The sequence below is a fragment of the Lachnoanaerobaculum sp. genome, assembly GCF_057250505.1.
In genome coordinates this window covers 38373-63529 of the sequence record NZ_DBHIEQ010000016.1, presented here as the reverse complement: position 1 = coordinate 63529, position 25157 = coordinate 38373, and the positions used below count along the sequence as shown (strand labels likewise).

Annotated in this window: 23 protein-coding genes and 1 other RNA gene; all 24 read left to right on the top strand. The window is 39.1% G+C overall.

The genetic code is table 11. The annotated features are described in order from the left end of the window. The first annotated feature begins 198 nt into the window (after window positions 1-198). The 24 genes from ACO6FI_RS08265 (at window position 199) to ACO6FI_RS08150 (ending at window position 25147) form a co-directional block, all read left to right on the top strand. Window positions 199-1281 (top strand): 6-phosphofructokinase, encoded by a 1083-nt coding sequence (locus ACO6FI_RS08265; protein ID WP_485456917.1) that lies wholly within the window; start codon window positions 199-201, stop codon window positions 1279-1281. Window positions 1282-1292: 11 nt separating this feature from the next. Then, window positions 1293-2852, top strand: coding sequence for a DNA polymerase III subunit gamma/tau (gene dnaX / locus ACO6FI_RS08260; protein WP_485456916.1), 1560 nt, complete (start codon window positions 1293-1295; stop codon window positions 2850-2852). Between the two features lie 10 nt (window positions 2853-2862). Further along, window positions 2863-3207 carry a YbaB/EbfC family nucleoid-associated protein gene (locus tag ACO6FI_RS08255; protein WP_009446143.1) on the top strand — a complete coding sequence of 115 codons (345 nt, stop codon included), beginning with the start codon at window positions 2863-2865 and terminating at the stop codon, window positions 3205-3207. Continuing rightward, the gene (gene recR, locus ACO6FI_RS08250; protein WP_009446144.1) at window positions 3207-3803 is read left to right on the top strand and encodes a recombination mediator RecR; all 597 of its coding nucleotides are present in this window, start codon (window positions 3207-3209) and stop codon (window positions 3801-3803) included. The genes ACO6FI_RS08255 and recR overlap by 1 nt, the downstream gene beginning before the upstream one ends. A gap of 38 nt (window positions 3804-3841) precedes the next feature. Next, entirely contained in the window at window positions 3842-6988 is a 3147-nt protein-coding gene (locus ACO6FI_RS08245; protein WP_485456915.1) for a tetratricopeptide repeat protein, read from the top strand. After that, window positions 6988-7680, top strand: a complete 693-nt coding sequence (locus ACO6FI_RS08240; protein WP_009446146.1) for a CvpA family protein — start codon at window positions 6988-6990, stop codon at window positions 7678-7680. The genes ACO6FI_RS08245 and ACO6FI_RS08240 overlap by 1 nt, the downstream gene beginning before the upstream one ends. Window positions 7681-7693: 13 nt before the next feature. Further along, a complete protein-coding gene (locus ACO6FI_RS08235; RefSeq protein ID WP_485456914.1) occupies window positions 7694-9340 on the top strand; it encodes an O-antigen ligase family protein in 1647 nt (548 codons plus the stop codon). After that, on the top strand, window positions 9333-10418 hold the full coding sequence (trpS, locus tag ACO6FI_RS08230; RefSeq protein WP_485456913.1) for a tryptophan--tRNA ligase: 1086 nt from the start codon (window positions 9333-9335) through the stop codon (window positions 10416-10418). Before ACO6FI_RS08235 ends, trpS begins: the two co-directional genes overlap by 8 nt. Window positions 10419-10583: 165 nt before the next feature. Further along, window positions 10584-10940 (top strand): ArsR/SmtB family transcription factor, encoded by a 357-nt coding sequence (locus ACO6FI_RS08225; protein WP_485456912.1) that lies wholly within the window; start codon window positions 10584-10586, stop codon window positions 10938-10940. Continuing rightward, window positions 10937-11158: a cation transporter gene (locus ACO6FI_RS08220; RefSeq protein WP_060930946.1), complete on the top strand. Its 222-nt coding sequence runs from the start codon at window positions 10937-10939 to the stop codon at window positions 11156-11158. Before ACO6FI_RS08225 ends, ACO6FI_RS08220 begins: the two co-directional genes overlap by 4 nt. A 24-nt stretch (window positions 11159-11182) precedes the next feature. Beyond that, window positions 11183-13066: a heavy metal translocating P-type ATPase gene (locus ACO6FI_RS08215; protein ID WP_485456911.1), complete on the top strand. Its 1884-nt coding sequence runs from the start codon at window positions 11183-11185 to the stop codon at window positions 13064-13066. A gap of 12 nt (window positions 13067-13078) precedes the next feature. Next, entirely contained in the window at window positions 13079-13558 is a 480-nt protein-coding gene (locus ACO6FI_RS08210; protein WP_485456910.1) for an S-ribosylhomocysteine lyase, read from the top strand. A gap of 179 nt (window positions 13559-13737) precedes the next feature. After that, window positions 13738-13914: non-coding RNA, 6S RNA (gene ssrS / locus ACO6FI_RS08205), on the top strand. Window positions 13915-13971: 57 nt separating this feature from the next. After that, window positions 13972-14466: a transcription elongation factor GreA gene (greA, locus tag ACO6FI_RS08200; protein ID WP_009446805.1), complete on the top strand. Its 495-nt coding sequence runs from the start codon at window positions 13972-13974 to the stop codon at window positions 14464-14466. A 7-nt stretch (window positions 14467-14473) separates the two neighbouring features. Further along, the gene (dtd, locus tag ACO6FI_RS08195; RefSeq protein WP_485456909.1) at window positions 14474-14911 is read left to right on the top strand and encodes a D-aminoacyl-tRNA deacylase; all 438 of its coding nucleotides are present in this window, start codon (window positions 14474-14476) and stop codon (window positions 14909-14911) included. A gap of 1 nt (window position 14912) precedes the next feature. Beyond that, window positions 14913-16517 (top strand): response regulator, encoded by a 1605-nt coding sequence (locus tag ACO6FI_RS08190; protein ID WP_485456908.1) that lies wholly within the window; start codon window positions 14913-14915, stop codon window positions 16515-16517. A 1-nt stretch (window position 16518) separates the two neighbouring features. Then, the gene (locus ACO6FI_RS08185; RefSeq protein WP_485456919.1) at window positions 16519-18306 is read left to right on the top strand and encodes a cache domain-containing sensor histidine kinase; all 1788 of its coding nucleotides are present in this window, start codon (window positions 16519-16521) and stop codon (window positions 18304-18306) included. Next, window positions 18293-19258 (top strand): hypothetical protein, encoded by a 966-nt coding sequence (locus ACO6FI_RS08180; RefSeq protein WP_485456907.1) that lies wholly within the window; start codon window positions 18293-18295, stop codon window positions 19256-19258. The genes ACO6FI_RS08185 and ACO6FI_RS08180 overlap by 14 nt, the downstream gene beginning before the upstream one ends. A 15-nt stretch (window positions 19259-19273) precedes the next feature. Beyond that, window positions 19274-20290: a galactose ABC transporter substrate-binding protein gene (locus tag ACO6FI_RS08175; RefSeq protein WP_485456906.1), complete on the top strand. Its 1017-nt coding sequence runs from the start codon at window positions 19274-19276 to the stop codon at window positions 20288-20290. A 167-nt stretch (window positions 20291-20457) separates the two neighbouring features. Beyond that, the gene (locus ACO6FI_RS08170) at window positions 20458-21465 is read left to right on the top strand and encodes a P-loop NTPase family protein (protein WP_485456905.1); all 1008 of its coding nucleotides are present in this window, start codon (window positions 20458-20460) and stop codon (window positions 21463-21465) included. Between the two features lies 1 nt (window position 21466). After that, the gene (locus tag ACO6FI_RS08165) at window positions 21467-21946 is read left to right on the top strand and encodes a prepilin peptidase (protein WP_485456904.1); all 480 of its coding nucleotides are present in this window, start codon (window positions 21467-21469) and stop codon (window positions 21944-21946) included. Then, window positions 21940-23199, top strand: coding sequence for a TadA family conjugal transfer-associated ATPase (locus ACO6FI_RS08160; protein ID WP_485456903.1), 1260 nt, complete (start codon window positions 21940-21942; stop codon window positions 23197-23199). The genes ACO6FI_RS08165 and ACO6FI_RS08160 overlap by 7 nt, the downstream gene beginning before the upstream one ends. Further along, window positions 23084-23926 (top strand): type II secretion system F family protein, encoded by an 843-nt coding sequence (locus ACO6FI_RS08155; RefSeq protein WP_485456918.1) that lies wholly within the window; start codon window positions 23084-23086, stop codon window positions 23924-23926. Before ACO6FI_RS08160 ends, ACO6FI_RS08155 begins: the two co-directional genes overlap by 116 nt. Window positions 23927-23929: 3 nt before the next feature. Then, window positions 23930-25147: a hypothetical protein gene (locus tag ACO6FI_RS08150; protein WP_485456902.1), complete on the top strand. Its 1218-nt coding sequence runs from the start codon at window positions 23930-23932 to the stop codon at window positions 25145-25147. The last annotated feature ends 10 nt before the right edge of the window (window positions 25148-25157 follow it).

Sequence of the window (25157 nt, the reverse complement as noted above, 5' to 3'; positions counted from 1 at the left end):
GTAGAGCAGTAGACTCTTAATCTATTTGTCCAGGGTTCGAGTCCCTGAAGGCGCAGTGAAGGTCCTACTTGATAGACAGTGAGCTATTGGGAAGGGCTTTTTTTGTTGTATAATGAATAAAATTAGGTTATAATTAAATACAATGCTTAAATTTTGAGGCAGTAATTTTGTTTCGACTTTGTGCAAAAGGAGTTATATATGCTAAGAGTTGGTATGCTAACAAGTGGTGGAGATTGTCAGGCACTGAACGCAACAATGCGCGGTGTGGCAAAGAGTCTATACAAATCTGATAAAGAAGTGGAGATAACAGGTTTTCTGAACGGATACAGAGGACTGATGTATGAAGAGTACAGGGTGATGAAGCCCTCGGATTTTTCAGGTATATTGACCACAGGAGGTACTATGCTTGGAACCAGCCGTCAGCCTTTCAAACTTATGAGAGAGCCTGATGAAAACGGCATGGATAAGGTGGAGGCAATGAAGTCTACTTATAAGAAGCTGAAACTTGATTGTCTTGTAGTACTCGGAGGTAACGGTTCACAAAAGACGGCCAATCTTTTAAGTGAAGAGGGACTGAATGTTATCGGACTGCCAAAGACCATAGACAATGATCTGTACGGTACGGATATGACCTTCGGTTTTCAAAGTGCGGTGGATATAGCTACCAATGCTATCGACTGTATACATACCACAGCGGCTTCACACAGCAGAGTGTTTATTGTGGAAGTAATGGGACATAAGGTAGGTTGGCTTACACTTTATGCAGGACTTGCAGGCGGTGCGGATATTATACTGATACCTGAGATACCTTATGATATCAAAAAGATTGCGGATGCCATAAAACTTAGAGAGGCCGAAGGCAAGAGATTTACAATACTTGCAGTAGCCGAGGGAGCAATCTCAAAAGAAGATGCGGCTCTTTCAAAGAAGGAACTTAAAAAGAAAAGATTAAAGAATGCGGACAGATATCCGTCTATCAGCTATGAAATAGGTGATATCCTAAGTCAGGAGACAGGGGTGGAGGTCAGAGTGACGGTTCCGGGACATACACAAAGGGGCGGAGCTCCAAACCCTTACGACAGGGCGTTGGCTACCAGACTCGGAGCACACGGAGCAAAGCTTATATTAAACAAGCAGTACGGCAGACTCGTGGTACTTAAAGGTACCGAGGTCACGGATATATCACTGAGCGAGTCGGCAGGTAAGTTGAAATATGTGGATCCGGAGTCTTCACTTGTAAATGAAGCAAGGCTTGTCGGAATAAGCTTTGGTGATAAGTAGAAAGGAAGCAAATGGCTTATACAGCATTATATAGGAAGTTTCGACCTTCAAATTTTGATGAGGTAGTAGGTCAGGAAGCGATAACAAAGACATTAAAAAACCAATTGAAAACCGGAAGGATATCACATGCGTATCTTTTCTGCGGTACAAGAGGTACCGGTAAAACCAGTATCGCAAAGATAATGGCAAGGGCGCTAAACTGTGAGCATCCTACAGAGGCCGGGCCGTGCAATGAATGTCCTACCTGTAAATCAATACTTAGTGAGACCTCTATCAATGTTGTGGAGATAGATGCGGCATCCAATAACGGTGTGGACAATATAAGAGATATCAAAGAGCAGGTGCAGTATCCGCCGACTTTCGGCAGGTATAAGGTCTTCATTATAGATGAGGTGCATATGCTCTCAAGCGGAGCGTTCAATGCACTTTTGAAAACTCTTGAAGAACCGCCGCAATATGTTATATTTATTCTGGCAACCACAGAGGTACATAAGATACCTATAACTGTGCTGTCAAGATGTCAAAGATATGACTTCAAGCGAATAAGTATGGACACTATATCACAGAGACTTAAGGAGCTTTGTAAGTTCGAGGGAGTCGATATAGAAGACAGAGCGGTTGACTATATCGCGAAGGCTGCCGACGGGGCGATGAGAGATGCGCTCAGTCTTTTGGACGAGTGTATTTCATTCTTACAAAATGAGAAGATAACCTTTGATGCGGTACTTGATATACTGGGGGCTTCGGATATAAGTATATTCAATAGTCTCCTGGACGGGATTATGACAGGTAATACCATAGATGTTTTGAATATCCTAAATGATGCCGTAATAGACGGTAAGGAGATAGGACAGTTTGTAACGGATTTTTTATGGTACCTCAGAAATATATTGATACTTAAGTCCACTCAAAGTGACAGTACGCTTGTGGATATGTCACAGCAAAACTTACAAAATTTAAAAGAAAAGGCAAGTGCTGTTTCCAAAGAGACACTTATGCGTTATATTAGAAACCTGTCGGAGTTGTCAAACAAGCTAAAGAGTGCCACTCAAAAAAGAGTTGTGGCCGAACTTGAGTTTATAAGACTTATGACACCGCAGATGGAAGAAAACCTTGAGAGCGTGCTTGAGAGATTGTCAAAGCTTGAATCAGGGATAAGAACAGGTACGGTAATACAAAACAGCGATACCCCTGAAGTCCCGAAACATGAAAATGAAGAAGTTATAGAACTTCCCAAGGCCACTTATGATGATTTTATGACTATAAAAAAAGACTGGAACAGCATAGTGGAGCATATAGGCGGCAAGGCCGGCAGTGTGTATAAGGAAGCCGATGTGGAGCCGATTAAGACAGGCGGTATCAATGTGGTTTTTTACAATAAGATGTACTATGATATGGGAAATACCGAGAGGACCATATCTGATTTACACGCATATTTGAGTGAAAAATATGGAAAAGATATTGCAATCGAAGTCTCTTTAAGGGAAAATAAGGTTGTAAGAAATACAAGATATGTTTCAATAGATGAGATAAAATCTGTTATCAATACAGATATTATCATAGAACAGTAAGGAGAATTTTATGGCAAAGCGTGGAGGTTTCGGTGGAGGTATGATGCCGGGAAATATAAATCAGTTGATGAAGCAGGCTCAGAAGATGCAAAAGCAGATGGAAGAGCAAAGTGCGGCTTTTGAGAGCAAGGAGTTTAGTGCAAGTGCCGGAGGCGGTGCGGTAAGTATCACTATCTCAGGTAAGAAAGAAGTTACCAAGGTTTCTATCGACAAAGAGGTTGTAGACCCTGACGATGTGGAGATGTTGGAAGATTTGATAATGGCGGCTACAAATGAGGCTCTCAGAAAGATGGAAGAAGAACATTCTGCGCTTATGGGCGGCATCGCAGGCGGAGCAGGGAAGCTGCCGTTCTAATGGATTATTATAGCAGTCATATCAGCAAGCTTATAGAGGAACTTTCCAAGCTACCGGGTGTAGGAGCAAAGTCCGCACAAAGGCTTGCTTTTCACATAATAGGAATGTCAAGTGAGCAGGTAAACTCATTGTCCGATGCGATAAGGGACGCAAAGGGCAATGTGCATTATTGCAAGGAATGTTGTACCTTAACGGACGGGGATATATGTCCGATATGTGCCAATGAGAGAAGAGATCATAAGACCATAATGGTCGTGGAAAACACAAGAGATTTGGCGGCATATGAAAAGACGGGAAAATATAACGGTGTGTACCATGTTCTGCACGGTGCGATATCACCGATGCTGGGAATAGGTCCGGCGGATATAAAGTTAAAAGAACTTATAAAAAGACTTGAGGGCGATGTGAATGAAGTCATTATTGCCACAAATTCTACGCTTGAGGGAGAGACTACAGCAATGTATATAGCGAAACTTATAAAACCCACAGGTATAGAGGTGAGTAGGATAGCAAGCGGAGTCCCTGTAGGCGGGGATTTGGAATATATTGATGAAGTGACTCTTTTGAGGGCACTTGAGGGAAGAAGGGCACTCTAAGAGTGTGTTCAAAATTATAATCTTGAGGTTTGGCAAGCATGGATAAATATGAATTTAATTTAAAGGTTGAACAATTGAACAAATTGGTGAAAAGCGGAGATTATAAGGCCGCTATGAGAATCACCGATACAATTGACTGGAGAAGAGTCCATAAAGCAGATTTGTTGGCAATGGTTTCCGAGGTCTATGAAAAAAATAATGAATACAAGGAAGCCCGAGAAATACTGCTTTTGTCCTATGACAGGGCACCGGTAGGTAAGAGAGTTTTATATAAACTTGCAATGCTTGCAATAAAAGAGGGAGATATTTCAGAGGCGCAGGAGTATTACAAGGAGTACACGGAAATATCGCCTCAAGACAGTAGAAAATATCTGATGGAATACCATATTGCAAATGCAAAGGGCGAGGGTATTGACAAGAAGATAAGAATTCTTGAAAAGTATAACGATATTGAAAAGATGGATGAGGAGTGGAAGTTTGAACTTGCACAGCTGTATGCAAAGGCAGGCAGAATAGAAGACTGTATTAAGACCTGTGATGAGATAATGCTTCTGTTTAGTGTCGGTGAGTATGTAGATAAGGCTGCAGAGCTTAAGGAGTCTACAGGTTGCCCTCTAAGCTCAAAACAGCTTGATATGGTGGAAAATAAGGAATATTACGAGGAAAGACTCAATACTCTTGCGGAAAAATATGAGAGCGGAGACAGAGAAAATTATCCGAGTCTGAATCTTGATGATATGAGCGCATATAAACCGAGGGAAAACAAAAAGACTACTATAAGCCTCGGCAATGAAAAGACGGATGTAAGTGACAGTGCTCCTATAAGTACGGAACTTTTTCCGAGGAATACGGGAGTAAATGAAACCAGGATATCAGAGACTACATTTAAGGGGGAGAGTGTGAACCCGGAATTTGAATTAGAGTTAAAGAGAAGTATAGCCATTGCAAAAGCCAATCTGGACGAGATGAGCAGGAATAAGAACGCTTCATCAATGGAAGAAATAGATGAAGAAGTAAGAGCCAGAATGGAAAAAGTTGAGAGGGTAAAGCACAGCAGATTCGTCGCTCCGCCTGTTATGGCTGAAAGAAGAAAATCAAGAATAAGCAATCACTTTGACAGTATGGGATTGCCTAAGACTCATATAAGCAGAGCTGAACATGAGGATATGGAGATTGAGCCTAATATACTGATAAGTGACGATGCGGAAAAGATTTATCCTAATGTGAACGACTCTATGGAAAGAGCCGAGGTTGAATATGAGGATGACTTTGAAGATGTTCCTACTCTAAGCAGTATCGGTCAGGAAAAGGAAGCTTCAAAAGATATACCTGAAAGTAATGAAGCAGGGATAAAAGAGAACGGTACCGAGGATGATTCGGATAATAAAGAACCTCAGCAAAATATAACCGTTACACAGACCGCTTCTACAAAGGTTTTGGAAAACTATGTGCCTGAAAAGAAGGCTCCGATATTTGACAATGACGATTTGATAAACAGCTACTTTGATGAGGAAGTGGAGACCGGAGTTCCTACGGTTTCAGGTGTCATTGCACAGAGAAAAGAGCAAAAAGATGTAGTACAAAGCAGTGTAAAGAGCGAATCCAAGATGGAAGTGATTGATGATGAAGAAGTATACTACACCAAGGAGGAGAGAACTTTTGTCACAAAGGTGAAAAGAGGAGAGACTCCAAGTGAGATAATTGTAGAGCCTGAGATTACCGAAATTGTAGAAGATGTGGAAGAGCCTACCGTTACTGTAGAAGAAGTAGACGATAATATTGTGGATGAAGGCAGCAATGATGTAGAGACACAGGATGTAGAGACGCATAATGAGCCTACGGATAAGCCTGTAGCCAAAATAGAAGGTATAAAACCTTTAGCCGAATCTGAGCCTAAAGAGGTGAAGAGAGTTATAAAGGAAAATATTGCAGAACCTAAAGAGCAAAAAGGGGATGAAACCGTAGTGATTGAAGAGAGTGTAGAGGAAGTGCCGGATGAAAATGAAACAGATTTGTCGGTACATGGTAAGGTTATGAAGGCAAGAGCACCGAAACAAAGAGAACCTAAGGAGTTTTTGATGAGAAGACCGGGTTCAATAGTCGTTGAGGGAATAACGGCACAAAAGGCACTTGAAAATGCTATTGAAGTTTTGAAGGAAGTGAACACACTTACCAAGATAAAGCGTTCCGTATTAAAAATCGGTGCCTTAAGTCTCAACTCCAGAGGAGTGAAAAACTCATATGAAAAGATAAAGGGCAAGGACCTTATCATAGTGGAGGCCGGAGAACTTGACGACAAAACCATTGCGGAACTTATAGATTTTATAAAAGACGGCAAGGAGACAGTGGTATTCTCAGACACCATTGAGGGAATAGAGATGCTGCTTGCATCAAATGATTTGCTTTACGGTATGAGTCTTGTTCTCAGAGAGGAAGAAGTTCCTGTAAAGAAAAAGAACATAGTTGCAAATATTGTAATCAAGGAAAGAGAGAGCGAAAAGCCTAAGAACGCTACCGAAGAAGTTGCAACTGCAAATACTGAGGCGGCTGAGAGCAAGGAAAGTGAGCCTGCAAAGAAGTCTGATTTTGACAGTGTGGAAGAAATCTTAAGAAAGATATACGGAGATGACAGCTTAAAATTTGAAATATCCGAAATTAAGGAGTCAGAGTCAATAAAGCTCTATAATCCAAGCAGCAGCGAGGAACAGGAAGACAATAACGCAGATGAGGATAATGAAAATATTGTAGATGAATCACAGTCGAGTAAGGTAAGTATGGTAAGAGAGCCTGTTGCAGAATATAACGCAGCAAAGCCTGAGAAGGTAAAAGCACCTGACAAAGAGCCGGATGAGGAAGAAGTCAACTATACGGATGAGTCTATACCTGAAGTTCAGATAATAACACCTGATAACAGGCCGATGGCATTAAACGAGTTTATTTTATATGCTGCCGACTATATAAAAGAGATTGAATGTGTGCTTGAAGGTAAGACGATGGAAGCTATAGAAGAAAGAGCCGACTATATGCTTGAAGACGGCACACCGCTAAATAAGAAAAATTCCAGAAGCTTAATTGACCACGCTGCCGATATGGCGGAAAAGGCCGGAATATTCAAGTCGATATTCAAGCCTAAGTATGACAAGGAAGGCAGATTGATACTGAGAGAGGAGCATTTTAAAATATAATGTGTTTTAGTTTTTTGGAAGTATCGGTGTTTTTCTTCTTACTTCTGATGATAGTGCGCGGATACCAAAGAGGACTGTTGAAACTTTCAATAGGCCTCTTGGCGCTGTTATCAAGTGTGATTGCTCTGAATGTAGTAAATCCATATATAAGAAATCAGTTACAGGAAAATACTAAGATAAATCAATTTGTTTTGACTACAATCTATGAAAAGATAGGACTTCAAAATATGCAGGGAGATACCGAGTCCGATATGGGCAGGAGTATGGCGATAGATAAGCTCAATGTACCTACAAAGGTGAAGGATGTTTTGAAGAAAAACGATGACAGAAAATTCTATGAAAAGCTGGGCGTATATACATTTTCAGACTATATAGCAAGCTATGTCACACAGATGACTGTAAATGCAATAAGTTTTGCAGGATCGTTCATATTCGTATGGCTGGTACTTGGGATACTTTTTAAGGGGAACAGGCTTCTTACAAGACTGCCGGTACTTGGAGGACTCAACCAGATATTCGGTGCAATAGCGGGATTTGCTACGGGACTGATAATATATTGGATTGTCTGTATCTTTATTATCGCGTTTTCGACCACCAAGATGGGAGCAAGCCTTTCGGCAATGATAGAGTGCAGTCCGTTTTTAGTATTTTTATCAAGACTAAATCCTATAGCTGTATTCCTTATGCTGTAGGTGTGGAGGATATATGAATTCTAAGAGAAAATTACTTAACGCATCAAATGTGATAGTTGGACTTTGGCTGCTTGCCATGTTTACCATCTTCCCTTTGGTCTACAATTATTATTATTATGATATACTACAGACAAAGTTCTATACGGTAGTGATACTGACCGTCCTTATGATACTTGCGCTGATAGTGATAAGCGGATTTGGCGGCGGCTTTAAGAACTTTTTTGATAAGCTGCATTCAAAGGGTTTTTCGGCTTGGTTTAAAGAAGAGTTTGATATATGGGATATATGTATAACGGTATTTATGGTTATGACCGTACTGTCCACATTATTTGCAGGGCAGTTTATAAGACAGGCTGTAACGGGAGAAAACGGTAGATACTCGGGACTTTTCCTTATATCACTGTATGTCGCCATATATTTTATATTAAGCAGACTCTTCTCATTCAGTAAGGTATATTTTACAGTATTTCTTGCGATAAGTATTCCGATATGTCTGTTCGGATATACAGATTACTTCAATATGGATATACTTCAGTTTAAGGAGAATATAGATGCCGCACAGTGGCCGATATTTACATCGACAATCGGAAATATAAATACATATACGGCTGTTTTGGCATTTTACATAGCGATATCCGGAACTTTGTTTATCACATCACCTCTTGATAACGGTAAGAATAAAGGTGAGTCTATAGGCAAGCTTGTATTTTACTACTTGATAATGCTGATGAACTTTATTGCACTTGCAATGGGTACATCAGATAACGGTTATCTTACACTGGCTGCATTCTTCGGGCTTATGCCTTTTGTAGCTTTCAGAAGTATGGAGGGGGTAAGAAGATTTGTACTTACAATATTTACCTACCTGCTGGGAATAAGAATAATAAAGCTTATCAATACAGTATATTCAGATAAGGTGCTTGGAATCTCAGGTCTTTATGATTTTATCAGCGATTTCAAATATCTGGATCTTGTGATAGTATTGCTTCTTATAGCAGTGATTTCAATGTACTTTGTCGCTTATAAGAATAAGAAAAATGCTAAAGATAATGAAGCGCTTTTAAAGACACTCAGATATATATGGTTGGGCATAATTGTTATAGTATTTTTAGGACTGATATTCTTAGGTGTAAAGATAAATTCAAATGTAGCCGAGGCTACCGCCAAATACGGTTCACTTGCAAACTATTTTATATTCAATGACTCTTGGGGTACATTCAGAGGTTATATTTGGAGAGCGGCCATCGAGGAGTATATGAAGTTTCCGCTTTTACATAAGATTGTAGGAAGCGGTCCGGATACATTCGGTATATATATAAGTCTTCTTAGGAATGAAGAGATGCAGTCGGTTACAGGACAGATTTTTGATGCGACTCACAATGAATACATACAGTTTTTGTTTACACTGGGACCTATAGCAACTGTTGCATATATATTGGGACTTATAATGCCGAGTGTGAAGGCGCTTAGAACCAAGGTAATGTATTTGAGAGATTCTTCTTCATTACCGTATCTGTATGCATCTGCAATAGCAGTTATCTGCTATGCCACTCAGGCTGTTGTAAACCTGAATTTACCTGTAGTGACACCGCTTTTATGGATATTTTTCGGATTGACGGTGGCATTACTTAGAGATAAAGGAGAAATAATAAATGGATAAGATAATACTTACAGGAGACCGTCCTACAGGCAAGCTGCATGTGGGACATTATATAGGATCTCTGAAAAGAAGAGTTGAACTCCAAAATTCAGGAGAGTTCAAAAAGATTTTTATAATGGTGGCGGATGCACAGGCGCTTACCGACAATATGGAAAATCCTGAGAAGGTAAGACAGAATATTATAGAGGTGGTACTTGACTATCTGGCTTGCGGACTTGACCCTGAAAAGTCAACCATCTTTATACAGTCAATGGTACCTGAGCTTACAGAGCTGAGCTTCTACTATATGAACCTTGTTACGGTTTCAAGACTTCAAAGAAACCCTACAGTTAAGGCCGAGATCGGAATTAGAAATTTTGAAAACAGTATACCGGTAGGATTCTTCACATATCCTATATCACAGGCATCGGATATCACAGCTTTTAAAGCTACTACAGTGCCTGTAGGTGAAGACCAGCTGCCTATGATTGAGCAGACCAGAGAGATAGTAAGAAAGTTCAATTCGGTATACGGTGATACCTTGGTTGAACCTGAAGCGCTTATTCCAAGTGAGGAGGCTGCAAAGAGACTTCCGGGTACTGACGGAAAAGCAAAGATGAGTAAGTCACTTGGCAACTGTATCTATCTGTCCGACGACGAGAAAACTGTAGCCGCAGCCATAAAGACCATGTATACGGATCCGCTTCATATTAAGGTAAGCGACCCGGGACATCTTGAAGGAAATACCGTATTTACATATCTTGAAGCTTTCTCAAAGCCTGAGGATTTTGAAAAGTTTTTACCGGAGTATAAGTCACTTGACGAGTTAAAAGAGCATTATACTCGCGGCGGTCTTGGAGATATGAAGGTGAAGAAGTTTTTAGCGAATGTCATGGAAGATACTTTGGCACCTATCAGAGCGAAGAGAGCCGAGTTTGAGAAGGATATACCGGCTATCTATGATATGTTAAAGAAAAACTGTGAAATAGCAAGAAACGAAGCTGCAAATACACTTGCAGAAGTTAAGGCGGCCATGAGAATAAACTACTTTGACGATGTGGAGCTTATGAGATCACAGGTTGAGAGATTCTCAAAGTAATATTAAAATATATAGGTTTTTATTTCAGGATTCAGGTTCTTAATAAAGGCCTATATTTTTTGGGAATTTTTAAATTCCTCTTGACAGTTGAGCATATATTCAACTATAATAGTGACATAACAGTTGAGCATATGTTCAACTAAAGGAGGTAAAGGAGTATAAAGTTTGGATAGAGAAGAAGCGGTAGGTAAGGCAAAAACCGATATGCTTGACTCTGAGATAATTGAATCACTTTCAAAGCTGTTTAAGGTATTTGGAGATCTCACAAGGATAAAGATACTTTGGTCATTGAATGTACACGAACTTTGTGTACTGGATATTTGTGAAGTATTGGGTATGACAAAGTCGGCGGTATCACATCAGCTTAGTACATTAAAAAAAGCCAAGTTGGTAAGAGCCAGAAGAGAAGGTAAAGAAGTATATTATTCATTGGATGATGAACATGTAAAAGAGATATTTGAAACAGGTATCATACATGTAACTCATATATGTAAAGAACATCAAAAAGGAGAAAGAAAATGAAAAGAGTTTATAAGTTGGAAGGTTTAGATTGTGCAGACTGTGCGGCAAAGCTTGAGAGAAAGCTTGCGGCTATTGAGGGTATTACAAGTGCAAATATCAACTTCATGACATTAAAGTGCACATTGGAAGCCGAGGCTGAGAAGATGAATGAAATCATTGAGAAGGCTATGGAGATAATAAAGGTTGAACAACCTGATGTAGAAGTAAAGAGAGCATAAAGCTTAACCATATAGAAGGGTATTATGAACGATAAGCAAAAGAAGATGTTAAGGAAAATAATTGTGGCTGCGGTGTTCTATATCATTGCAATCATAATTTCAAAGCTTGGCTTTCAATATTCAAATTGGGTCAGCTTTGCAGTATTTATAGTTGCATATATAATAGTAGGAAAAGATGTTTTGTTGAAGGCTTTTTCCAATATAAAAAGAGGAAAGGTCTTTGATGAAAACTTCCTTATGACTATTGCCACTGTAGGTGCCATAATAATAGGTGAGTACCCTGAGGCGGTAGGAGTTATGCTGTTTTATATGGTGGGTGAGTTTTTACAGTCACTTGCAGTCAACAAATCCAGAAAGTCAATATCAGATATGATGGATATCAGACCCGACTATGCCAATCTTATAAAAGAAGACGGCAGCGTGGAAACCGTGGATCCGTATGATGTGGAGATTGGGGCTAAGATACAGATAAAGGCCGGAGAGATAATTCCGCTTGACGGTATTGTGGTATCGGGAAGAGCCATGCTTGATACCTCCGCACTTACAGGTGAGTCGGTTCCGAGAAGTGTGAATGTAGGAGACCATGTATACAGCGGAAGTATAAATAAGGACGGACTGCTAAGTCTTGAGGTTACAAAGGAGTTTAGCGAGTCTACCGCAAGTAAGATACTTGATCTTGTGGAGAATGCGGCGGCAAAGAAGTCAAAGACTGAGAACTTCATATCAAAGTTTGCCGGTGTATATACTCCGATAGTGGTTTTTGCGGCATTGGCACTTGCGATTATTCCGCCTTTTATATTCCCGGATACAGGGTTTACCACTTGGATTTACAGAGCCTTGACATTTTTGGTTGTTTCCTGTCCATGTGCCTTTGTTATAGCAATACCGCTCAGCTTCTTCAGCGGAATCGGTGCGTCATCAAAGATAGGTGTACTGATAAAGGGAAGCAATTATCTTGAACTTTTATCAGGTGCAAAGACCTTTGTGTTTGACAAGACAGGTACTCTTACGGCAGGAGTGTTTGAGGTGGTAAAGATTTATCCGAACAATGTATCGGATGCGGAATTACTTGAAAATGCGGCATTTGCTGAGGAATATTCATCACATCCTATAGCGGTTTCAATCAAAAAAGCTTATGAGGAGCTTAAAGAAGATGGCTCAGACGGCAATCTCTCAGAAAGACTTAGTGATTTAACCGAGGTTGCAGGTCAGGGTATCAGTATAAAACTTGACGGTGAAACGGTGCTTGTAGGTAACGACAAGCTTATGACATCAAACAATATCGAGTTTGAAAAATGTGACGACTTCGGAACTATAGTATATGTAGCAAGGAACAATGTGTTCCTCGGAACCATAGTAATCAACGACAGGATAAAAGAGAGCGCCAAGGAAAGTCTTGCCGCACTTAAAAATATCGGTATACAAAAAAATGTTATGCTTACCGGAGATACAAAAGAAGTTGCAGACATCGTGGCAAGAGAAGTTGGGCTTGACTATGCATATGCACAGCTTTTGCCACAGGATAAGGTGGACAAGCTTGAAGAGATACTTGCAGAAAAGAATACTCTTGCCTATGTGGGCGACGGTATCAACGACGCTCCGGTACTTGCAAGAGCAGATGTAGGTATTGCCATGGGCGGTATAGGTTCGGATGCGGCTATAGAGGCTGCAGATGTGGTGATAATGGATGACAACCTCGACAATATGGTGAGAGGTATCAAGGTAGCCAAGAGAACAATGAGTATCGCAAAGCAAAATATTGCATTTGCTATAGGTGTAAAGGTGATTTTCTTATTGCTTGCAGCCATAGGTTTTGGTACTATGTGGGAAGCGGTGTTCGCAGATGTGGGCGTTACCGTACTTTGCATAATCAATGCAATGAGAAACCTACAGGTAGAAAATATATAGTTTGGAGATTATATGGAGAAAATTACAAGTTTTACAATAGACCACTTGAGGCTTTTACCGGGTGTATATGTATCAAGAAAAGATATGGTCGGAGACAGAGTTGTTACGACATTTGATATAAGAATGACCAGACCGAACTTTGAGCCGGTTATCAATACTGCAGAGCTTCATGCAATAGAGCATCTTGGAGCCACATTCCTTAGAAATCATAAGGAGTGGGGAAAAAATATACTCTACTTCGGGCCGATGGGATGCAGGACAGGTTTTTATCTGCTCTTAAACGGAGATTACGAGTCAAAGGATATAGTTTCACTTCTTAAGGAGATGTTTACATTTATCAAGGACTTTGAAGGTGAAGTACCCGGAGCCTGTGCAAAGGACTGCGGCAATTACCTTGATATCAACCTGCCTATGGCAAAGTATGTGGCTGCAAAGTATCTTGATGAGGTACTGAAAGATATCAAAGAGGACAGATTGGTATATCCCACATAGGCTTATAAAAGAGACATATAAATAATATATAAGGTATGCGGACAGGCTGTTTGTATACCTTTTTACTTTAAGTATGGCTTCCGGTCTTTTTTATTTCAAATAATTTAAAGAAAATTCAAAATACAGTGTCAAATATATTGAAAAATTTATAATTTGTATTATAATCTGAGTATAGATAAAAAATCCTGGGGTGAGCGATAACTTTGCCAATTTTGAACCTACATTATGATTTATGGGATTCCAAAGAGCTCTGTTTGGATGTCGTGCTGCTATAGGTAGAAGACAGATATCAGGGTGAGGTAACCCACCTAGCTCTGCTAGGCGTCAATAAGCAAAGCCGTCACTTTGGGTTTAAAAAAAGAGTAGTTTTTTACTACTCTTTTGTTTTATAGAAAAATATTACGGATGGGTTTATGGCAGAGACGCTTACAAAAGAGGATATAAAAAAGATAGAGGCTGAGATTGAAGAGAGAAAGCTTGTGCTCAGACCGCAACTTATAGAGGCGGTGAAGGAAGCCAGAGCACAGGGCGACTTATCTGAAAACTTTGAATACTATGCAGCCAAGAGAGAGAAAAACAAAAATGAAAGCAGAATCAACTATTTGGAGAGAATGCTCAGGTTTTGTCATGTATACGAAGATAAGACAAATGATGACGAGGTCGGAATAGGTAAGGAAGTTGAACTTTACTTTGAAGACGATGATGAAAGTGAAAAATTCAAAATAGTTACATCTATAAGAGGTGATTCGCTTGAGGGCAGACTCAGCATAGAGTCTCCTATAGGTAAGGCCATAGTCGGCAAGAAAAAAGGAGACAGGGTAAAAGTACCTGTAGGTGACGGAGGATATTTTGTAAAGATAATGTCCATTGAAATAAACAAAGAAGACGATGATATAAGGTCATTTTAGGAGGAATATGAAATTAGTAATACAAAGAGTAAACCGTGCGGATGTAAAGATAGAAGGAAAAGAAGTAGGAAAGATAAATAAAGGGCTTTTGGTGTTTGTCGGAGTAGCCGCAGATGATGATGAGAAGGTTGTGGGAAAATACTTTAACAAGTTGTTAAAGCTTAGAATATTTGAAGATGAAAACGGCAAAACCAATTTATCGTTAAGAGATGTAGGCGGAGAACTGCTTTTGGTATCACAGTTTACTCTGCTTGCAAACTGTAAAGAGGGCAACAGACCGAGCTTTATAGGAGCGGGATCACCTGATGAAGCAAAGAGACTTTATGAATATATGGTGGAACTTGGAAAGAAGTCCGATATACATACGGAATGCGGAGTCTTCGGTGCGGATATGAAGGTATCGCTTGAAAACGACGGACCTTTTACAATAGTATTGGAACTCTGATATGAAGGAGCATTATAAGATACTGCTTGTGGATGACGAGGAAGAAGTCAGAAAGAGTATCATAAAGAAGATAAACTGGGAAGAAGAAGGATTTTTGGTGGTCGGAGATGCCGAAAACGGAGTGGAGGCACTTGAAAAGATAGAAAATCTGAACCCCGACCTTGTATTTACAGATATAAGAATGCCCTATATGGACGGGCTTGAGCTGATAAAAGAAATAAATATAAGATATCCGCTTATAAAGTCCATTATATTCTCAGGCTTTGACGACTTTGACTATGCCAAAGAAGCTATAAAGATGGGCGTAATAGAATATGTATTAAAGCCCGTATCCGCAGTAGAGCTGACAGAGATACTCAGGAAAGTACATAAGACTTTGGATGACGAGCTGTACAAAAAAAGAGATATTGAAAAGCTTAAGAGCAGCTATCTTGCAAGTATTCCTATACTCAGAGAGCAGTTTTTGAACGGACTGATACATGGAAATATCGGCAAGAGCGAGATCGACTATGCACTTGCCGAGTATGATATAAATCTGAAAGACGTGGGCAAATACATTGTGGCTACCGTTCATATAGATGATACAGACAGTGCAATAGTTAATAAGGAGCTGATTCCGATATCTGTAAAGGTCAACTTGATGGAAAACCTTGAAAACATGTTACAGGCGGAAGTATTTTCCATGTACTCCGAGTCAAGTATAGCGGTAATAGTAGGACTGCCCGATAAGATGTCAAAAAACTATATAATGTCCGTACTCTCGGAGGCTATAAAGGATGTTATAAGAGTAATAGGAGTGAATCTGACTATCGGACTCGGAATCAGTGTGGATGATATTACAAAGTTGCATCAGTCATATACTCTTGCAAAGGAAGCACTTGGGTACAGAGGTATTGTGGGCACGGGAGAAGTCATATATATAAAGGATATGCAACCTGTTGAGGCTTTAAGACTCAGGTTTGAGGACATAGAGGCCAAGGAATATATAAATATACTTAAGTTCGGAAGTGATGAGAATATAATCGACTATGTGGAAAAAATTTTCTCAAAGCTTAAGGAGTCCAAGGCACATTCAAGTCAGTACCAGTCATATATGATAAATGTAATAAATGTTATTATCAGTATGGTGCAAGACTACGGACTTGAACTTTCCGTACTTACAAAGACGGCTACAGACTATATAGACCTCCTTGATAAGATAAAGGATACGGGAGGTTTCAGAGAGTGGCTGCTTGAGGCCAGTATAAATATAGCACACAGGATAAGAGAGGACAGAGTTACCACATCAAAGAAAGTGCTTGACGAGGCAAAAAATTATATTGAAGAAAATTATGCGGATATAGAGCTTTCATTGGAAAAACTTTGCAAGTACCTTCATGTATCTGTTGCAAGATTTTCCACAAACTTTAAAAAAGAAATGGGTATATCCTATGTAAACTTTCTTACCAATTTGAGATTGCAAAAGGCTGTGGAGCTTTTAAAGACTACCGATGAAAAGACCTATATTATAGCTGAAAAAGTAGGATATGCCGACCAGAACTATTTCAGCTATGTATTCAAGAAAAAGTACGGCGTATCGCCGTCAAAATACAGGCAGCAAGGCTGATATGGATAAGAGACTAATTATAAAAAAATTCAGTAATAAAAACCTTAGTATCAGAAGCTCCATCTTTATATACTTTACAGTGACGGCTATTGTAGCCATAGCGCTGATAAGCCTTATAATGTTTCAAAGGTTCACGGACAGTCTTAATGAGACAATCATTGAGGAGAATGCAGGCATAATAGGTCAGGTGGGTGAGTCCATAGATTCATATCTTAGAAATGTTATGAAGATTTCGGATTCCATCTACTACAATGTAATCAAGAACACGGATATATCCGGTGACGATATAAAAAACGGTATGAATCTCCTATATGTCAACAATGACAATATGATTGACGATATCGCTTTGATAGCCGGAGACGGCACCCTGATAGAGTCTATGCCTGCGCTTAGACTTAAGGACGGAATCAATGTGTCTGAAAGAGATTTTTTTAAAAAGAGTATGGCGGAGAGTGAATATATTTATTTTTCAATGCCGCATATCAGAAATCTTTTTGACCAAAATGAAAACAGTTATTCATGGGTAATGTCGATGTCAAGAGCCGTGGAGGTGACAAGCGAGGGCAAGGCGACACAGGCGGTATTGCTTATAAACTTAAACTATATGTTCTTTGAAGAGCTGTTCTCCAATGTAAATCTCGGAAACGGCGGCTATATCTATCTGATAAATGATAAGGGAGATATTATCTGGCATCCGAGACAAAATGAGATATATGCGGGTCGCTTTACTGAAAACAACAAGTATGCGGCAGGTTTAAAAGACGGTATCAGCGTTGAGAATATAGGCGGAAAGAAGCTCACAGTCAATGTAAGGACTATAGGATATACAGGTTGGAAGCTTGTGGGAGTAACAGGAAGCGCGGCAATCAATGTGGACAGTATGAAGTTTCGACTCTTTGTACTGTTTGTGGCGGATTTATTTCTATTCTTACTGGCAATGGTAAATGCCTATATTTCAAACAGAATATCAAATCCTATAAGCCGTCTTGATAACAGTGTTAGAGAGATAGAAAGCGGCAATCTGGATGTGGAGATATTGCCAAGCGGCTCGTATGAGGTGCAGCATCTGGGCAATTCCATAAGGAATATGTTAAGCAGGATAAAGGTCTTGATGTCGGATCTGGTGGCGGAACACAATGCCAAAAGAAAAAGCGAGTTTGATACTTTGCAGTCTCAGATAAACCCGCATTTTCTTTATAACACTTTGGATATAATAGTGTGGATGATTGAGAATGAGAAGCCGGATAAAGCGGTGAGCATTGTGACCGCACTTGCAAAATTTTTCAGAATATCACTGAGCAAGGGTAAAAATATCATCACTGTAAGAGATGAAGTGGAGCATGTAAGAAACTATCTTATGATACAGAGTATGCGTTTCAAAAACAGATTTGAATACAGTATCGAAGTGGACGATGATGTATCGGAGTATTCGTCACTTAAGCTTATGTTACAGCCTCTTGTAGAGAATGCAATATACCACGGTATGGAGTTTATGGACGGTGACGGTGAAATAGATGTAAGAGTGTTCAAAGAAAACGATGAGCTTTATTTTACAATAACCGACAACGGACTGGGTATGAGTGAGGATGTGGTAGCTACACTTTTAAGTAAGGATATTGTGCCGAGTAAGAGAGGCTCGGGTATAGGAGTCAAGAATGTGAATGAGAGAATAAAGTTGTACTTCGGTGCTGAATACGGACTCTTTGTAGAGTCCGAGCCTGATGAAGGAACCAAAATTACTATTCACCTGCCTGCTATAGTTTACGGAGAGAAAAATGAAGATAAATAAGATATATATTTGGACAGCATGGTTCTTCTCAATAGTCTTACTTTTTATACTGTCACAGACCGATCTTATACTTAAAGAAAACTCGCCTAAGGTGTATCAGGTTTCGCTTATTCTTGACAGTGAGAATGAGGGCGAGTATGCCAATCTGAAAAAGGGTGTGGATGATGCCGCCAAGAGATATAACATTGATATAAACCTGCTCACACTCGGCAGTGCAAGTCAAAAAGAGCTGATAGAGTCTGAAGAAGATAACGGTACAAACGGGATAATAGTGCTTGCAAAAGATGATCTGAAGCAGGATATGACAAAGGTAGCTATGGTGGTAATAAAGTCAAAGGATGCGGATGTATTTGATACAAAGAAAATTGGCGGCTCAAGTGCAAATATAGTCACATCAAGGAGGACTATAAATATTGACTATGTGGATATGATTACAGGACTTTATAATAAATTTGCAAAAAACTATGACGGTTCTTCTCCGATCTATGTGTTTTATAATAATATCGAGTCTGCGGGAGTGAAGTCTGAAATAGGGTTTTTAAAATCAAAGGATGCACATACTGTATTTATAGAGGGAGATGAGAGAGAGTTTCGTACTGCTATTGAAGATTTGGTACACAGCAAAAAGAGTGCATATATATTCTCACTTGATAAACACAGCAGTGATAATCTATGTAAAATAATTGGCGGAAGCAGTGTATACAATGAGCATATAAAAGGGTTTTATTGTATTGGAGCAACCACATTGTTTGTAAATAAGCTGGATGACGGAAATATTGATGCGCTTTCCACATTGAATGAGTATGATGAGGCATATTTGGCTGTAGAGATGCTGATGGCGGACCTTAAAAAGACAGGTTATACATCAAATGTCGATATGAAAAATATATTGCTTGATAAGGAAAGTTTGAAGGATGAAGATATAGTAAAACAGCTTTTTCCTGTAGAGTAAGCATATGGGAGTAAAATGAAGAGGAAATATAATAATATTATTGCATTGGTTTTGGTTGTGAGCGTTGTGATAAGCGCTGCTTTTATGACGGGTTGCACTAAGACGCCCAAGAAAAATGTTATAAAGTTGGGGCTTTGTCTTTACAGGTTTGACGATACATTTATTTCAAATGTCAGACAGGAGATTGAAGAGTATGTAAAGGAGTATGAGAAGGAACATGATATCAAGATAAATCTTGAAGTGGTGGATGCCAAGGACAATCAGAATACACAAAATCATCAGGTGGAGAGATTTGTCTCACTCAACTATGATGTGCTTTTGATAAATGTGGTGGACAGATTTGCGGCTTCAAATATGATTGAGACTGCTGTAGGTGCAGGTATTCCTATAGTGTTCTTTAACAGAAAGCCTGTAGATGACGATTTGAACAGAGCGGATAATATCTACTATGTCGGGGCAGGTCCGAAGTCGGCAGGTATTGAGCAGGCAAAGATAATAATAGATGCCTACAATAAAAATCCGCACAGCATAGATATTGACGGAGACGGTGTGATAAACTATGTGCTTCTTGAAGGAGAGCCGAGTCACCAGGATTCACTTGTCAGAACCGAGTGGGTGATAAAGACCTTACAGGAGAACAATATTCCGATAAATAAGTTAAACGGAGCTATAGGAAACTGGGAGAGGGCTCAAGGTTCGGCACTTATGGAGGAGTGGCTGAAGGAGTACAAAAATATCGATCTTGTAATTTCAAACAATGACGATATGGCACTCGGAGCTATAGATGCTATAGGCCGAGAGGGCAATATAACCGGAATAAAGGCGGTAGGAATAGACGGTACCAAGGAAGCTTTGGACGCTATTGCGGAAGGTAAGTTGCTTGGAACTATTGAAAGTGATAAAAAGGAATATGCAAAGGCCGTAGTGGAACTTGCCATGTCAAGTATAGGAAAATCTACACTGCCTAAGGAGATCAAAGACAAATTAAACAACAGAAGCTACGATGTGGAGCAGATTCCAAGAACAAAATAATTTTTATACAAAACGTACAAGTAAGTTTGTATAAGAAGCATATAATAAATACAAGAAAGAGCATTGACTTTTATGCTCTTTTTTATTACAATGAAACCCTAGAGATTAGAACACATATAAGTTTGTGTTTTTGGGGACCTTTCTTTAAATAATTCTATAGGAGTTTTATGAGGCATATTATAGCGGTGATTGATACGGATATACGCTTTGCCTTAAAGTTATCTGATTTTTTGTCTAAGGAGGACAGGATTCCGTTCAAGGCGGTCGCCTACACATCATTCCAAATGTACAAAAGCGAGACTTCTTTGATGGATGTGGTGGCATTTATCACGGATATTGACAATGTAGACGAGTGCATAGATACCGGACTTCCGGTTATCCTTTTGTCGGATGACGCGATGGTGGAATCAAAATACAGTGATTTGACAAAGCTGTTCTGTTCAATTTTTAAATTCTGTGGTGTACATACTATAGTTGATGAGTTGCTGGGCTTTTTTTCAAGGAATGATTCATTCGGGCTTACCACAGTTCACAATAATACAAAAGTCTACGGCGTTTACTCACCGATAAATCGGTGCGGAAGATCAAGCCTTTCTGTGGCAATTCATTCTTATTTTTGTTCTACAAATACAAGCTCCCTACTTATTTCATTTGATGAGTACGACTCCGTGTTTTCGGTACTCAGAAAGGAAAACAGTAAAGACTTGTCTGATATATTCTATGAATACAAGACAGGAGATCTGGACTTTGCAAAACTTGGAGAATGTATAAGTCGGGTTGAGGATTTGAATATCATTTTACCTGCCAGATACAATGAGGATCTTTTTTATCTTTCCGACAATGAGTTAACAAAATTTATGAATGATATTCTTTCGGCAAATCTTTTTGAAACTATCGTGCTGGATTTCGGAAGTATCGGACGCAGGTCAATGCAGATACTTGATATGTGTGAACAAATTTTTTGCCCCGTCATAGGAGAGAAGGACGGAGTTGAAAGAAAAAAGGTGGCTGATTTTAAAGCACTTTTGGGCAGAAACGGGTATTCTGAAGTCATTCATAAGCTCTGTGAGATAAAGTCGCCGGGGGAGAGTATTTCAGATGATATATTCAATTTTAACAGATTGAAAAGACATGAGTTTTTCTCACAACTTTCAAGTTTAGTTGGCGGGGCGTGATATGGTTTATTATATTGTGGGAAGCCTGCTCTTAGCCGCAACAATTACAGATATATTTTGGAGACGTATACCGAATGTTTTGGTTTTAATATATTTTATATCAGGTATTTTTATTTTACATTCAGATTTCTTAATAAGATTTTGTATTTCACTGATTATTTTTTCCGCTCTTTACAGACTCAGATTTTTCGGTGCAGGAGACGTGAAGTTATTCTCTTTGATTATAGGATTTTTGGGAGTATATGAGGGCATCAATATGAGCGTGATTGCACTTATATTTGCAGGAGCAGGAGCACTTATCTATCTGATTTTCAGTGCACAACTTGTTAAAAGATTTAATATGCTCGTAGGTTACTGTATGAGAGTGATTGCCTGCGGACATCTTGAAAAATACGGTGAATACGGATTAAGAGATAAGCATATGATGCCTATGGCGCCTTATTTTTTGGCAGGCTTTATATTGTGGAGGTGCTTTTGTTAAACAGAAAAGTAATAGAGGAGGAAGAACTTAGAATACAGGTGGTAAAATCCGAAGATTCTGAGTCAAATGAGAGTATCTATGAGCAGTTGAAAAAAGAAATAAGAGATAAGCTTTCAGATCTTAGGAATATAGATGATGACGAACTGTATGAGATAATAGATAAAGAGATAATACATAAGGAACATTCTTTTTATATCCCGCTTGAAGAAAAAATGAATATAAGGAATGCACTGTTTGACTCGTTTCGAAGACTGGATATTTTACAGGAGCTGTTGGATGCAAAGGATATCACGGAGATAATGGTGAACGGAAAAGATGATATCTTTGTAGAAAAATGTGGAAAAGTGGAAAAATGGGACAAGTGCTTTGCAAACAATGAAGTACTTGAAGATATGATACAGCAGATTGTAAGTAAGGTAAACAGAGTGGTCAATGTTTCATCACCTATTGCGGATGCCAGACTGGAGGACGGTTCAAGAGTACATATAGTATTGCCGCCGATATCGCTTGACGGTCCTATAATAACAATCAGAAAATTTCCTGAAGTTATAAGTATGGACAGGATGATTTCATACGGGACCTTGTCCGAGGAGTGTGCAAAGTTTTTGGAAGTCCTAGTGTGTGCCGGCTACAATATCTTTATCTCAGGCGGAACAAATTCAGGTAAAACTACATTTTTAAATGCACTCTCAAGCTATATACCTAAGAGTGAAAGGGTGATCACTATAGAGGACTCGGCGGAACTGCAGCTGATGCATATAAAAAATATTGTGAGGCTTGAGACTAAGAACGCCACATTAAACGGTGATAAAAGTATCGGTATCGGAGATCTTATAAGAGCTTCACTCAGAATGAATCCCGACAGGATAATAGTCGGTGAGGTAAGAGGAAAAGAGGCCCTTGATATGCTTCAGGCTATGAATACGGGGCATGACGGTTCGCTGAGTACAGGACATGGAAACAGTGCAAAAGATATGCTTTCAAGACTTGAGACTATGGTATTAAGCGGTGCAGAACTTCCGCTTGTCGCCATAAGATCACAGATAGCAAGTGCAATAGATATTATGATTCACCTTGGCAGACTTAGAGAGGGCGAGAGAAAGATGCTTGAGATTTTGGAGGTTTTACCGTATGAAAATGGTGAGATTGGACTTAACAAGCTGTATGAGTATGATATGGAAGAAAAAATCCATAAAAAAGTCGGAGAACTTAAAGACAAACAAAAACTGCTCGCAACAGGCTACAGACTATGACAGCTACAGTTTCACATTTGTGGAATGGATGAAGTACAGCTTATATGCGGCTTTAATGTTGAGCTTAATTTCTTATATATTTTATAAAAGTATAATAATGTTTCTTCTTCTTCTGCCTTTTTGCTTTTTATATCCCAAAATAAAGAAAAAAGAGTTGATTGAAGCAAAGAAAAGAAGACTTTTGAATGAGTTTAAAGAAGCGATAATGATACTCTCATCACTGTTAAATGCAGGATATTCACTTGAAAATTCGGTAAAAGAATCATTGACCGAGCTTAGACTTTTATATGAGAAGGACAATCTGATTATAAAGGAGTTTGAATATATATGTCAGCTTATATATATGAATATAAGCGTGGAGAGGGCCTTTGACGATTTGGCTTACAGAAGCCGTTGTGAGGATATAAGAAGCTTTGCAAAGGTACTTAGAATCGCAAAAAGAAGCGGAGGAGAACTTGAAAGTATTATTGCGCATACCGTAGGTGTGATAGGAGATAAAGTAAGGATAAAAGAAGAGATAATAACTATGACCGCCGCAAAAAGATTTGAACAGAAGGTGATGAATATATTTCCGTTACTTATCGTATTATATATTGATTTCAGTTCACCCGGTTTTTTTAATATCATGTACACGACAATAATCGGAAGAATATGTATGAGTTTGGGGTTGGCGGTATATCTGCTTGCAATCTATATATCAAAAAGACTTTTAAATATAGAGGTGTAGCGGATGAAAAAATATCTAAAAAAAATCTTTTCGGATAAATTAAAGTATTGGCTTATAGTCATAGCAGGTTTTATGTTGTTTATTGTCTGTTCAACATTTTTAAACAATACTGAAGTGTCCAATTATATACAAAGACCCTATGTTGATGAGGATGATACCGAAGTAAAAATAGAGGTGGAAGGTTTACTTGAAGGTTCACAAAAGATAGAAATACCCGTATCAAAGCGTGTTTATTCACAAGAGGAAGCAAAAGAAGCCATGAAAAAGGGTATGGATGAAATACTTAATATACTTCCGGGAGAGAATACTTCACTGCAAGATATCACAACCGATTTGAATCCTGTAAGCGAGTTAAGTGATTTGGGACTCAGTGTAAAGTGGGATTTCGGAGACGGCGATATCATTGATATACAGGGAAAGGTGGACAATGAGAACCTTAGTGAGAGTGTGGATATAGATATCGGTGTTACACTCAGTTATGAAAGTTACGAAGAAAGCTATGTCATACCGGCAAGGGTGTTGCCTAAGCCTCTGTCGGCGGATGAAAGTCTTATAAAAAGATTTAAGGACTATATATCGGTTGCAGATAAAAAAGATGTGGGAGAGGCGGGATTTTACCTTCCTGAAAGCTTTGAAGGGAAGAAGTTGGCATATCACCTTGAAGACGGTATAAATTTTCACCTTATTTGGATAATGGGGATAATTGTAGCAATACTTTTGTATCTGAGAGAAAAGAATAATGACAGGCAAAAGCTTGAAAAGAGAAAAAGAGAATTGTTAAAAGACTATCCCGATATAGTATCAAAACTTATTGTATTTATAGGTGCAGGTCTTTCGGTCAGACAGTCATGGGAAGGGATAGTGAAGGATTATGAGAGTGAGAACAAGGAAAAAAGGTATGCATATGAAGAGATGGCAAAATCTCTTGCAAGGCTGAAAACAGGTACACAGGAAAATGTTGTGTATAAGGAGTTCGGTAGAAGCTGTCTTTTGAGGCAGTATATGAAGTTGGCATCACTGCTTGAGCAAAACAGGAAAAGCGGAATATCTACATTAAGTACTTTACTTGGTATGGAGTCACAGAGTGCCTGGGAGGAGAGGTTGAACTTAGCCAAAAGAGAGGGAGAAGAGCTGAATACCAAGTTACTCTTACCGCTTTTTATGATGTTACTTATAGTGATGATGATGATAATTGTTCCGGCATTGTTGATATTCTATTGAGAAAATGTTC

Bases quoted from the DNA above. Each gene is read 5' to 3' on its own strand.
- ACO6FI_RS08170 (WP_485456905.1), top strand. From the start codon at position 20,458: ATGAGGCATATTATAGCGGTGATTGATACGGATATACGCTTTGCCTTA.
- ACO6FI_RS08190 (WP_485456908.1), top strand. From the start codon at position 14,913: ATGAAGGAGCATTATAAGATACTGCTTGTGGATGACGAGGAAGAAGTC.
- ACO6FI_RS08180 (WP_485456907.1), top strand. From the start codon at position 18,293: ATGAAGATAAATAAGATATATATTTGGACAGCATGGTTCTTCTCAATA.
- ACO6FI_RS08150 (WP_485456902.1), top strand. From the start codon at position 23,930: ATGAAAAAATATCTAAAAAAAATCTTTTCGGATAAATTAAAGTATTGG.
- dtd (WP_485456909.1), top strand. From the start codon at position 14,474: ATGAAATTAGTAATACAAAGAGTAAACCGTGCGGATGTAAAGATAGAA.
- ACO6FI_RS08155 (WP_485456918.1), top strand. From the start codon at position 23,084: ATGGTGAGATTGGACTTAACAAGCTGTATGAGTATGATATGGAAGAAA.
- ACO6FI_RS08245 (WP_485456915.1), top strand. From the start codon at position 3,842: ATGGATAAATATGAATTTAATTTAAAGGTTGAACAATTGAACAAATTG.
- ACO6FI_RS08240 (WP_009446146.1), top strand. From the start codon at position 6,988: ATGTGTTTTAGTTTTTTGGAAGTATCGGTGTTTTTCTTCTTACTTCTG.
- dnaX (WP_485456916.1), top strand. From the start codon at position 1,293: ATGGCTTATACAGCATTATATAGGAAGTTTCGACCTTCAAATTTTGAT.
- ACO6FI_RS08220 (WP_060930946.1), top strand. From the start codon at position 10,937: ATGAAAAGAGTTTATAAGTTGGAAGGTTTAGATTGTGCAGACTGTGCG.
- ACO6FI_RS08185 (WP_485456919.1), top strand. From the start codon at position 16,519: ATGGATAAGAGACTAATTATAAAAAAATTCAGTAATAAAAACCTTAGT.
- ACO6FI_RS08255 (WP_009446143.1), top strand. From the start codon at position 2,863: ATGGCAAAGCGTGGAGGTTTCGGTGGAGGTATGATGCCGGGAAATATA.
- recR (WP_009446144.1), top strand. From the start codon at position 3,207: ATGGATTATTATAGCAGTCATATCAGCAAGCTTATAGAGGAACTTTCC.
- ACO6FI_RS08235 (WP_485456914.1), top strand. From the start codon at position 7,694: ATGAATTCTAAGAGAAAATTACTTAACGCATCAAATGTGATAGTTGGA.
- ACO6FI_RS08165 (WP_485456904.1), top strand. From the start codon at position 21,467: ATGGTTTATTATATTGTGGGAAGCCTGCTCTTAGCCGCAACAATTACA.
- ACO6FI_RS08265 (WP_485456917.1), top strand. From the start codon at position 199: ATGCTAAGAGTTGGTATGCTAACAAGTGGTGGAGATTGTCAGGCACTG.
- ACO6FI_RS08210 (WP_485456910.1), top strand. From the start codon at position 13,079: ATGGAGAAAATTACAAGTTTTACAATAGACCACTTGAGGCTTTTACCG.
- trpS (WP_485456913.1), top strand. From the start codon at position 9,333: ATGGATAAGATAATACTTACAGGAGACCGTCCTACAGGCAAGCTGCAT.
- greA (WP_009446805.1), top strand. From the start codon at position 13,972: ATGGCAGAGACGCTTACAAAAGAGGATATAAAAAAGATAGAGGCTGAG.
- ACO6FI_RS08175 (WP_485456906.1), top strand. From the start codon at position 19,274: ATGAAGAGGAAATATAATAATATTATTGCATTGGTTTTGGTTGTGAGC.
- ACO6FI_RS08215 (WP_485456911.1), top strand. From the start codon at position 11,183: ATGAACGATAAGCAAAAGAAGATGTTAAGGAAAATAATTGTGGCTGCG.